Here is a 12,135-nt window from a genome sequence, read left to right on the forward strand (position 1 = left end):
AACCCGTTACCCTTAACCTATTCCATCCACATCAACACAGGACAAACAAGACACAAAACACAAGTAAAACTAAATCCCTCTTCACTTTCACCCTCTCTAAGTCTACTCAAATACAACAGCCACAGAAAAAGCTTTCGGATAATTAGTACTGCTCGGCTTTGATGTTACCACCTTTACACCTGCAGCCTATCTACCACGTCATCTCCATGGATCCTCTAAGGAAGCCTCATCTTGAGGTAAGTTTCGTGCTTAGATGCTTTCAGCACTTATCTTCTCCAAACATAGCTACCCTGCTATGCAGCTGGCGCCACAACAGGTACACCAGAGGTTTGTCCAACCCGGTCCTCTCGTACTAAGGTCAGCTCCTCTCAAGCTTCCAACGCCCACAACAGATAGGGACCGAACTGTCTCGCGACGTTCTGAACCCAGCTCACGTGCCACTTTAATCGGCGAACAGCCGAACCCCTTGGGACCTCCTCCAGCCCCAGGATGTGACGAGCCGACATCGAGGTGCCAAACCACTCCGTCGATATGAGCTCTTGGGAGTGATCAGCCTGTTATCCCCGGCGTACCTTTTATCCTTTGAGCGATGGCCCTTCCATGCGGAACCACCGGATCACTATGCTCTGCTTTCGCACCTGATCGACTTGTCTGTCTCACAGTCAAGCACCCTTATGCCATTGCACTCTGCGTACGGTTACCAACCGTACTGAGGGTACCTTTAGAAGCCTCCGTTACTCTTTGGGAGGCGACCACCCCAGTCAAACTACCCACCAAACACTGTCTCCGCACTAAGCAGATTAGACATCAAATACACAAAGGGTGGTATTTCAAGGTCGACTCCATGATACCTGGCGGTACCATCTCGCAGTCTCCCACCTATCCCTCACATCATGCATCCAATGTCAATGTTAAGTTGTAGTGAAGGTGCACGGGGTCTTTCCGTCCCGTTGCGGGTAAGCGGCATCTTCACCGCTACTACAATTTCACCGAGCTCATGGCTGAGACAGTGCCCAGATCGTTACACCATTCGTGCAGGTCGGAACTTACCCGACAAGGAATTTCGCTACCTTAGGACCGTTATAGTTACGGCCGCCGTTTACCGGGGCTTCAATTCAATGCTTCTCCGCCTTAGGCGGATGACATCTCCTCTTAACCTTCCGGCACCGGGCAGGTGTCAGGCCTTATACCTCATCTTTCGATTTCGCAAAGCCATGTGTTTTTGTTAAACAGTCGCCTGGGCCATTTCTCTGCGCCCGCCTTACAGCGGGACCCTTTCTCCCGAAGTTACAGGGTTATTTTGCCTAGTTCCTTAGCCATGATTCACTCGAGCACCTGTGGATACTCTCCTCGACTACCTGTGTCGGTTTACGGTACGGGTAACTGGTATCTGATGCTTAGAAGGTTTTCTCGAAAGTATGTACCCAGCGCACTATCCAGTCTCCTATAAGGATCCCGGTACTATCAGGCCTCAGCATCCGCAGCGGATTTGCCTGCCGCAGATTTACCTACCTCCCTTTAACCTGCTATTCCGTCAGCAGGCGACGCCTTAACTCCTCTGTCACTCCCTCGCAATACCAGTCAGTACTGGAATATTAACCAGTCGTCCATCAACTACCCCGCCTCTACAACGGGTCCGCCTTAGGCCCCGACTAACCCTGATCCGATTAACGTTGATCAGGAAACCTTAGTCTTCCGGTGTTGCGGTTTCCCACCGCAATTATCGTTACTTATGCCTACATTTGCTTTTCCAGACGCTCCAGCAACGCTCACGCATCACCTTCCACGCCGACTGGAATGCTCCCCTACCATCCCGTCCTGTAACTCCAATCCATAGCTTCGGTAGTATGCTTTATGCCCGCTTATTATCCATGCCCGACCGCTCGACTAGTGAGCTGTTACGCACTCTTTAAATGAATGGCTGCTTCCAAGCCAACATCCTAGCTGTCTATGCAGTCAAACCGCGTTTTATCAACTTAGCATACATTTGGGGACCTTAGCTGATGATCCGGGTTCTTTCCCTCTCGGGCAAGGACCTTAGCACCCTTGCCCTCACTCCCATTAAACATGTCATAGCATTCGGAGTTTGTCAGGGTTTGGTAGGCGGTGAAGCCCCCTAGCCCAATCAGTAGCTCTACCTCTATGACACTCTTACCCCAAGGCTGCCCCTAAAGGCATTTCGGGGAGTACGAGCTATCTCTCAGTTTGATTAGCCTTTCACCCCTACCCACAGCTCATCCGAAGTCTTTTCAACGACCACCGGTTCGGTCCTCCAGTGCGTGTTACCGCACCTTCAACCTGGCCATGGGTAGATCACAAAGTTTCGCGTCTACCCCCTCTGACTTAACGCCCTGTTCAGACTCGCTTTCGCTTCGGCTCCTCCGCTCTAAGCAGATTAACCTCGCCAAAAAGGTGTAACTCGTAGGCTCATTATGCAAAAGGCACGCCGTCATACGCCATCGGCGCACTCCGACCGCTTGTAAGCGTATGGTTTCAGGTTCTATTGCACTCCGCTGCGCGCGGTTCTTTTCACCTTTCCCTCACGGTACTGGTCCACTATCGGTCTCTCAGGAGTATTTAGCCTTGGCGGATGGTGCCGCCAGTTTCAGACAGGATTCCTCCGGTCCCGCCTTACTCAGGATACCCGCTAACATCATAAACCATTTCGCATACAGGACTATCACCTCCTATGGTCCGGCTTTCCAACCGTGTTCCGCTATGATTTATTAACGTACATCGCAGGTCCTACAACCCCGAAATTGCCGTAACAATCCCGGTTTGGGCTCCTTCCCGTTCGCTCGCCACTACTTGGGAAATCACTATTGTTTTCTCCTCCTCCGCTTACTAAGATGTTTCCAGTTCAGCGGGTTCGCCTCTGTAATCCTTTAGACCACAGATCTCCTGACTTCATCAGGAGGGGTTGCCCCATTCGGATATCACCGGATCATAGCTCATTTGCAGCTCCCCGATGCTTTTCGCAGCTTATCACGTCCTTCTTCGCCTCTGAGAGCCCAGGCATCCCCCATACACCCTTAGTCACTTTCTTCCGTACTAACTATCGTATCTGAGTTATCCATCAATGTACAAGCCATCCAATCAGCATCTCTGCCAACCAAACAACCCATACACCGGCTCAAGTGTGAGTTTAATCTCTCACTCAGTTTTGTGTCTCTCGTTTGTCACCATGTCAAAGAACTTGCACGATTATCAACTAACCGCTCTTGCGAAGATCAAGGGAGTCGAACCCTTAAGCGCTGTATTTCAACTTTGCACATTGCGACAAAGGCAGAAAGTCAAAGCGCCGTCCAAACATCCTCAATATCTAAAGAACATTTCCGTGTGGAGAATAAGGGATTCGAACCCTTGACCCCTAGCTTGCAAAGCTAGTGCTCTAGCCAACTGAGCTAATTCCCCGAAATAACGGGTACAACAGATTACTTTCAAGGCGATTTCAACGCTAATGATTGAGGTGGATACTCAACAGCTTTTTCGTCTGCTCAGTAGTCCCGGGCAGACTCGAACTGCCGACCCCTACATTATCAGTGTAGTGCTCTAACCAACTGAGCTACGGGACTGTGTAGCTGAATTATCCGGCCAACAGTGGCTCATGCAGTTTTCCCTCTATGGCATCACTCCTGCCAGCTTACTGTCTTAACCCTGGGGTCAGTTTCCTCTTCGCCCTGTGTTCTGTCATCATATATCGAAGCCCAAAAAAAACCAGAGAAAAATCAACGCATCTCTCTGTATCATCCAATAAGTCATAATCTTACTTGCCCCTTGCTTACTAAAAGTCATCCACTTATCCTAACAAAAGACCGTCGTTTCCTACCTCTCCAGAAAGGAGGTATTCCAGCCACACCTTCCGGTACGGCTACCTTGTTACGACTTAGCCCCAGTCACCAAGTTTACCCTAGGCGGCTCCTTGCGGTTACCGACTTCAGGTACCCCGGCTCCCATGGCTTGACGGGCGGTGTGTACAAGGCCCGGGAACGTATTCACCGCGCCATGGCTGATGCGCGATTACTAGCGATTCCAGCTTCACGAAGTCGGGTTGCAGACTTCGATCCGAACTGAGACCGGCTTTCGAGATTCGCTCCCTGTCACCAGGTGGCTGCCCTCTGTACCGGCCATTGTAGCACGTGTGTAGCCCTGGACGTAAGGGCCGTGCTGATTTGACGTCATCCCCACCTTCCTCTCTACTTGCGTAGGCAGTTTCATTAGAGTCCCCAGCCTAACCTGTTGGCAACTAATGATAGGGGTTGCGCTCGTTATGGGACTTAACCCGACACCTCACGGCACGAGCTGACGACAACCATGCAGCACTCGCTCAACGCCCCGAAGGGACTTGAGATTTCTCCCAATATCATCAAGCGTTCAAGCCCAGGTAAGGTTCCTCGCGTATCATCGAATTAAACCACATGCTCCACCGCTTGTGCGGGCCCCCGTCAATTCCTTTGAGTTTCAACCTTGCGATCGTACTCCCCAGGTGGATCACTTATCACTTTCGCTTAGCCGCTGACTGTTTATCGCCAACAACGAGTGATCATCGTTTACAGCGTGGACTACCAGGGTATCTAATCCTGTTTGATCCCCACGCTTTCGTGCATGAGCGTCAGTTATAGCTTGTGAGCTGCCTCCGCTATCGGTGTTCTGTAGCATATCTATGCATTTCACCGCTACATGCTACATTCCGCCCACCTCAACTAAACTCAAGACAAACAGTATCAAAGGCAGACCCACAGTTGAGCCGTGGAATTTCACCCTGACTTATTCGCCCGCCTGCGCACCCTTTAAACCCAATGAATCCGGATAACGCTCGCATCCTCCGTATTACCGCGGCTGCTGGCACGGAGTTAGCCGATGCTTATTCTTCAGGTACCTGCAAACCCGTATCCCGTACAGGCTTTTATTCCCTGACAAAAGCAGTTTACAACCCATAAGGCCGTCTTCCTGCACGCGGCATGGCTGGGTCAGACTTGCGTCCATTGCCCAATATTCCTTACTGCTGCCCTCCCGTAGGAGTCTGGTCCGTGTCTCAGTACCAGTGTGGGGGATCGCCCTCTCAGGTCCCCTATCCATCGTAGCCTTGGTCTGCCGTTACCACACCAACTAGCTAATGGAACGCATGCCCATCTCTAACCGCAAAAGCTTTAAACACCAACAGATGCCCATCAGTGTTACTATGGGGTATTAATCCGAATTTCTCCGGGCTATCCCCCAGTTAAAGGTAGGTTGCATACGCGTTACGCACCCGTGCGCCACTCTAGGCAGGTATCGCTACCCGCTTACCGTTCGACTTGCATGTATTAAGCCTGCCGCTAGCGTTCATCCTGAGCCAGGATCAAACTCTCCATAGTATTTGTTCCTTTATAAAATTAATACCTTCGAAGTAGTTACCCCCGGCCTCTCGCTATCCTATTATATCCGTGAATTGACTCTCTTGCGCCCGAAAGCTTGGTAAAACCCGTGACCATCGCATGACCACAAAGAAATACCTGACTTCCTCTGGCTTTTTGGCTCCAATAGTTCAAAGAACTCGTTTGCTCCCGCCTGCCTCCCTCTTCCAAACTCTCTGCCTGCAAAACGGGAGTGCAAAAGTAGAAACTTTATCCAAAATACAAAACACTTTTAGAGAAAAAATTTTAAGTTTTTTATAATCCATTGTCTATCAACAATATTTTTTGAGTCGTTTTTTTCGAATTGTCACGTGCTAGCAGGCAACATGCCTCAGTTGGGTCGAGGCGAACCGGGTTATTCCGGAAAAAGAGCGGATGGAACGCTGAGGAACTTCCCTCCCATGCGCTTAAAGCGCGATCCGGTACGAGTTGCCGGTGCGCCAAATGATAGAAAAAAGCATAAACCACGCGACATAACGTAAAGGATCGACCCCAAAAAAGAACTCAGCTTATCGACAAACTGCTTTGAGCAAGACCAGTAAAAGCTGAGTCGTTAAACTTAATTAGCGGGGGTTGCGTATTGATGAAGGCTGCATTTCTGTTTCGTCCGGTAAGGCTGAGGATATTTTACAAAATTGTGGCGACGCTACAGGCATGATTGATAATATGATGTTGTTGTCAGCCTCACCGAATTATTCCTGGATGGCCCATAGTGGCCAAAACGAGTATTTTGCCGGACAGCTGTGTCGTTTGTTCCGGTCTGGCATTTTTTCCGAATTTTGGGCAGATGTATCGTACCACAGACAAGATCAAAGTGAAAGAACTGCTGGATTCCTGGTTGGAAAAATACAACCGGCCGGAATTCATCGAAAACGACCCGGTTTGGGTTCCTCACCAGTTCACAAAGAAGGAGGACATAGAAATTTCAGGTCTGTTTGCTGCAATATTTTCCTGGGGCCAGAGGAAAACCATTTTAAAAAAGTCGTTTCAGCTCATGGAGTTGATGGATATGCAACCCTATGATTTTGTGCGATTTGCAGGAAAAATTGAACTGAACCGTCTGGAAAGCTTCGTTCACCGCACTTTTAATGCTACGGATTGTCTCACACTGGTGTGGGGTTTGCGGAAAGTTTACCAGGAGGAAGGAGGGATTGAGCAGGTGGTGACCCAAGGATTCAACGAAGAGGGGGCCTTCGGCGCTTTAGAATTGCTCCGAAAAGCATTGCTCTCCGTTGCTCATGAGCCACGAACGGCCAGGCACCTTCCCAGCCCTGCGCGCGGTTCGGCAAGTAAACGTATGAATATGTATTTCAGGTGGATGGTGCGAAAGGACTCTTCGGGCATCGATTTTGGTCTTTGGAAAGGAGTTTCTGCCTCCACCCTGATTTGCCCCCTGGACGTGCACAGTGGCAGAATGGCGCGTGCGCTTGGGCTGATAGCAGAGAAACAGGATAATTGGTCAGCTGCATGCAGGCTGACGGAAAGCCTGAAGAAATTCGACACCGATGACCCGGTAAAATACGATATTGCGTTATTTTGCGGTGGGATGTACGAAAACCGGAGTGAAATTCTTCAAATCAGCCACGCATGAACCGGAAAGAGGATTGGAAAAAACGATGGTACACCATCATCTTTGAGCATCATACGCGGGCAGGTCGAATATTCGACGAGGTACTGCTGGTGCTCATCCTGCTGAGTGTGCTCATCGTACTCACCGACAGCGTCGAAAGTTATCACAATGACCATTTTACTCTGCTTCTTACCCTGGAGTGGGTTTTCACAATTCTTTTCACAATCGAGTATGTGGTCCGGATTATCGTAAGCCCGGTCAAAAGGAAATACGTCTTCAGTTTCTGGGGAATCATTGATCTGCTGTCGATTGTACCAACCTACCTGAGTCTGTTTTTCACAGGTGCGCAATACCTTCTAATAATAAGGTTGCTCCGCCTGATGCGGGTATTTCGTATCCTCAAGCTGGTTAAGTTTACCCAGGCCTCGATTTATTTGCTGCATGCACTCAAACATTCGCGCGAAAAGATCCTTGTCTTCTTCGGGACGGTGAGTATCATCGTTACTATTGTCGGAACGTTGATGTATCTCATTGAAGGTCCAGAAGCGGGCTTCACCAGCATTCCCACATCTATTTACTGGGCGGTGGTAACCATTACTACGGTTGGTTTTGGCGACATCACTCCGGTAACACCTTTAGGTAAATTCCTTGCCTCGCTCCTGATGCTCGTTGGTTATGCCATCATTGCCGTGCCAACCGGAATCATCACTTCAGAAATGACACGTCAAAAAAAAGACCAAATCATCAGCCGGGCATGCACCTCCTGTGGGAAAGAGTCATTCTCCAGATCGGCAAATTTTTGCAGCAATTGTGGAGCCCGACTGCCTCATCATGAGGAGAAATAGGACGACCAGCTGCGAACACTTAGCTCTTCGGGGCTGTACCGGCTGATGGCATAGACAAATGCACTGGCCAGGCGTGCATTGGTGATCAGGGGAATGTTGAAATCAACTGCAGCCCGACGAATCGAATAATCGTTGCGCAACTCACTTTCCGTCAGATTTTTCGGGATATTGATTACCAGATCTACCCGATGCTGTTTGATCAGCTCGAGGGCATTGGGCGATTGCGGAACATCAGGCCAATGAACAAGCTCTGCCTCAATACCGTTCTCGGTAAGAAAGCGAAATGTTCCGCCCGTGGCATAAATTTTCAATCCCATCTGCCGTAGCAATCTTGAGCTTTGCAATAATTCGGTCTTCGAACGCATCGGACCCGACGACATGAGTACGCCTTTTTTGGGAATGTGGTATCCTACCGAAAGCATGGCTTTCAACACTGCCTCGTAATAATCATCGCCTATACAGCCCACCTCGCCGGTGCTTGCCATCTCGACGCCAAGCACAGGATCAGCTTTGCTCAACCTGGCGAATGAAAACTGAGATGCTTTTACGCCAACATGCTCAATATCGAACAGCGACCTTTCCGGTTTTTCGGTCGGAAGCCCCAGCATGGCACGCGTGGCAAAGTCTATAAAATTGGTATTGAGCACCTTACTTACAAATGGAAATGAACGGGATGCCCTCAGATTGCACTCTATGACCATCACATCGTTATCACGGGCCAGAAACTGGATGTTGAACGGCCCGGTGATGTTGAGCGCTTTGGCAATCTGGCGGCTGATGCGTTTGATGCGTCGTATCGTTTCGACATATACTTTTTGGGGCGGAAACATTATGGTGGCATCGCCAGAATGCACACCGGCAAATTCAATATGTTCGCTGATGGCGTAAACAACAATTTCGCCTTTGCTGGCCACTGCGTCCATCTCGATTTCCTTCGCCTCGGTGATAAACTGTGAAACAACTACCGGATGCTGCCTGGACACCTTGCTTGCCAAAGTCAGAAAGTGATGAAGTTCGGCCTTGTTGCTCACCACATTCATTGCGGCTCCCGACAGCACATAGGAAGGACGCACAAGCAGCGGAAACCCAACCTGATCGGCAAACTCCTCAATTTCGTCCATCGCACTCAGCTCACGCCAACGGGGCTGATCAATCCCAAGCCTGTCGAGCAAAGCTGAAAACTTATGCCGGTCTTCGGCCATATCAATCATTTCGGGAGAAGTACCCAAAATCCTGACTCCCTGCCGGAAAAGCCTGATGGCAAGGTTGTTGGGTATCTGTCCTCCTACCGAAACTACTGTTCCGAGCGGATGCTCCAGCTCCACGATATCCAAGACCCTTTCAAGGCTAAGCTCCTCAAAATAAAGCCGATGGCTCATATCGTAATCGGTGCTGACGGTTTCGGGATTGTAGTTAATCATCACCGGACGGAGATTTTGGGCAGCCAATGCACCCAAAGTGCTCACTGCTGACCAATCGAACTCCACACTGCTGCCAATGCGGTAAGCACCTGATCCGAGCACCAAAACGGATTTGTCGTCGTGCTCAAAATTCACATCGTGTTCTGTCCCGTGGTAGGTCAGATAAAGATAGTTGGTGTTTGCAGGGTATTCAGCAGCGAGGGTGTCGATTTGTTTCACCACCGGAAGCAAACCTAGCTGCATTCTCAAATTTCTGATTTTGAGGGCTTGCTCATCTGTTGAGCCATCGAATTCGGCACCAAAAACCAGCCGCGCCAGCTGAAAATCGCTGAATCCCTGCCTTTTTGCTTTGGCAAGCAAGAATGGATCGAGCTCAGGAAACTGTTGACCTTTAAGTTCCTCAGATGTCTCGTGAATCTGGAACAGCTTTTGCAGAAACCAACGGTCAATTTTGGTCAGCTCATAAACCTCTTCAACGCTATATCCCTGATTATATGCCTCTTCAATGGCAAAAATCCGTTGGTCGGTAGGTTGACTGAGCGCTTTTTCGACATTGTCGAATTCAAAGTCACGATTTCCGACAAAGCCATGCACACCAATGCCGGTCATGCGCAGTCCTTTCTGGATAGCTTCCTCGAACGACCGTCCGATGGCCATCACTTCGCCCACACTTTTCATGGCAGAACCAATCTCGCGCGAAACGCCCTGAAACTTACCAAGGTCCCAACGTGGTATTTTTACGACCAGATAATCCAAAGCCGGTTCGAAAAAGGCAGGTGTGGTGCCTGTGACCTTGTTTCGCAACTCATGCAATCCGTAACCGAGTGCAAGTTTGGCAGCCACAAATGCCAGCGGATAACCCGTTGCTTTTGAGGCCAGGGCACTTGAACGCGACAATCGCGCATTCATCTCGATCACCCTGTAGTCTTCCGAGTTGGGGTCGAGGGCAAACTGAACATTGCATTCGCCAACTATTCCGACCTTTCGGGCGATTTCGATGGATAACCTCCGCAGCTTGTGGTATTCGCTGTTGCTCAGGGTTTGGGAAGGAGCAACCACGATGCTTTCGCCGGTATGGATGCCCAGCGGATCGAAGTTCTCCATATTGCAAACGGTGATGCAATTGTCGAAAGAATCGCGAACTACCTCATATTCAATCTCTTTCCATCCTTTGAGGGATTCTTCAATAAGTATCTGTGGTGCATATGCCAGGGCTGTATTGGCCAGATTAAGCAGTTCGCCTGTATTGTTGCAAAACCCGCTGCCCTGTCCGCCCAGGGTGTATGCAGCCCGCACAATGACCGGAAAACCAATTTCGCCGGCTGCTTTGATTGCGTCGTCCACATTCGAAACTGCAATGGAACGTGGAGTGGTAATGCCAGACTCGCGCAGCAAAGAGGCAAATTCCTCACGATCCTCGGTACGCATTATTGCTTCGACAGGCGTACCCAGCACCTTCACGCCATATTTCTGCAGCACGCCCTGCTTGTAAAGTGCTACACCACAATTGAGTGCAGTTTGTCCTCCAAACGCCAGCAGGATGCCCTCGGGCCTTTCTTTCTCGATTATCCGCTCCACGAAATAGGGCGTTACCGGCAGGAAATAAATCTCATCGGCAAAATCCTGGTTGGTCTGTACTGTGGCGATATTAGGATTGATGAGGATTGTCCGCAACCCTTCCTCCCTTAGTGCTTTAAGTGCCTGTGCTCCACTGTAGTCGAACTCTCCTGCTTCCCCGATTTTCAGTGCCCCCGAACCGAGTAGCAATACCGATTTCAATGTTTTTGTTTCCATGCTTTAATATTTTCGATGAACCGGTTGAACATAAACGAGGTATCCGTCGGGCCTCCTGCCGCTTCGGGATGAAACTGCGTGCTGAAGAAGGGTTTCTTTAAATGCCGGATGCCCTCGTTGCTATGATCGTTCAGGTTGATAAAACCGGGCAACCAGCCCTCGGGTATGGAATCCGGCACAACGGCATAACCATGGTTTTGTGAGGTAAGCCAGGCACGTTGGGTTCCTGTTTCGAGCACAGGCTGGTTGTGCCCCCTGTGGCCAAACCTTAGCTTTTGTGTTGTGGCGCCTGAAGCCAGCGATAAGAGCTGGTGACCGAGACAAATGCCAAATATCGGTCGCTCATCATCGAGCGACTTCCTTAAATGCGCTATAGTTTTTTCACATTGCACAGGGTCGCCCGGACCGTTGGATATGAAAAGACCATCGTATTGTACCTGCTGCGGATCGAAATCCCAGGGCACACGCACCACTGTGGTATCGTATCTGAGTAGATAACGAATGATATTTGTTTTCACGCCACAATCAATCAGCAAAATCCTGTGCTGTCCATTGCCATAGATCACGGGGGCCTTACAGCTCACCTGCGCAACAAGATTTGTACGCGATGGATCGAAAAATGGTATTTCGCTGTCAAATTCAATCCTGGCAAGCATGCTACCTTCTGCCCTTATTTTTTTTGTGAGCATGCGGGTATCAAGCCCATAAATTCCCGGAACCCCCTGCTCTTCAAGCCAGTCCGACAAACTGCGGGCTGCATTCCAGTGGTTGTATCGCTCCGAATAATCTGCGATGATCAGTCCTGCCGCATGGATTCTATCCGATTCGAAATAGGTATGCAAGCCCTCAGTGAGGTGGCCAGCAGGCACGCCGTAATTACCGACCGAAGGATAAGTGAGAACAATGATCTGACCTGCATAGGAGGGATCGGTCAGGCTCTCCGGATAACCGGTCATGGCTGTGGTAAATACCAGTTCGCCGGCAGCAGGCAGGCGGGCACCAAATGAAAAGCCTGCGTACTCAGTTCCATCTTCAAGAACGAGGCGGGCAGTAGTAGGTTTGGATGAATTGCTCATGGGTTTGGCAGATAAAAAAAATGACGGCAAGTG

4 protein-coding genes, 2 tRNA genes and 2 rRNA genes are annotated in these 12,135 nt (G+C 49.9%); 2 read left to right on the forward strand and 6 right to left on the reverse strand.

Annotated elements, in window-relative coordinates; all coding sequences use genetic code 11:
• Positions 1-122: 122 nt before the first annotated feature.
• From IPM52_04620 to IPM52_04635, 4 genes are all read right to left on the reverse strand, one after another.
• Positions 123-3,046 (reverse strand): 23S ribosomal RNA (locus IPM52_04620).
• Between the two features lie 294 nt (positions 3,047-3,340).
• Positions 3,341-3,414: transfer RNA gene (locus IPM52_04625), tRNA-Ala, on the reverse strand.
• Positions 3,415-3,501: 87 nt separating this feature from the next.
• Positions 3,502-3,575 (reverse strand) — tRNA-Ile (locus IPM52_04630).
• A gap of 262 nt (positions 3,576-3,837) precedes the next feature.
• Positions 3,838-5,357 (reverse strand): 16S ribosomal RNA (locus IPM52_04635).
• Together the 16S and 23S rRNA genes with 2 tRNA genes alongside form the textbook arrangement of a ribosomal RNA operon.
• Before the next feature lie 826 nt (positions 5,358-6,183).
• Between IPM52_04635 and IPM52_04640 the strand changes: the two genes are divergently transcribed.
• Together IPM52_04640 and IPM52_04645 are read left to right on the forward strand one after the other, a co-directional pair.
• Entirely contained in the window at positions 6,184-6,987 is an 804-nt protein-coding gene (locus IPM52_04640; protein ID MBK9290893.1) for a TIGR02757 family protein, read from the forward strand.
• Positions 6,984-7,811, forward strand: coding sequence for an ion transporter (locus IPM52_04645; GenBank protein MBK9290894.1), 828 nt, complete (start codon positions 6,984-6,986; stop codon positions 7,809-7,811). Before IPM52_04640 ends, IPM52_04645 begins: the two co-directional genes overlap by 4 nt.
• On the opposite strand, the gene carB is transcribed toward IPM52_04645, so the two are convergent.
• Both carB and carA read right to left on the reverse strand, forming a co-directional pair.
• The gene (gene carB, locus IPM52_04650; GenBank protein MBK9290895.1) at positions 7,796-11,026 is read right to left on the reverse strand and encodes a carbamoyl-phosphate synthase (glutamine-hydrolyzing) large subunit; all 3,231 of its coding nucleotides are present in this window, start codon (positions 11,024-11,026) and stop codon (positions 7,796-7,798) included. The genes IPM52_04645 and carB overlap by 16 nt on opposite strands.
• Positions 11,008-12,102 (reverse strand): glutamine-hydrolyzing carbamoyl-phosphate synthase small subunit, encoded by a 1,095-nt coding sequence (carA, locus tag IPM52_04655; protein ID MBK9290896.1) that lies wholly within the window; start codon positions 12,100-12,102, stop codon positions 11,008-11,010. Before carA ends, carB begins: the two co-directional genes overlap by 19 nt.
• Positions 12,103-12,135: the final 33 nt, after the last annotated feature.

Source organism: Bacteroidota bacterium (assembly GCA_016715945.1).
Lineage (GTDB): Bacteria > Bacteroidota > Bacteroidia > Bacteroidales > F082 > JALNZU01.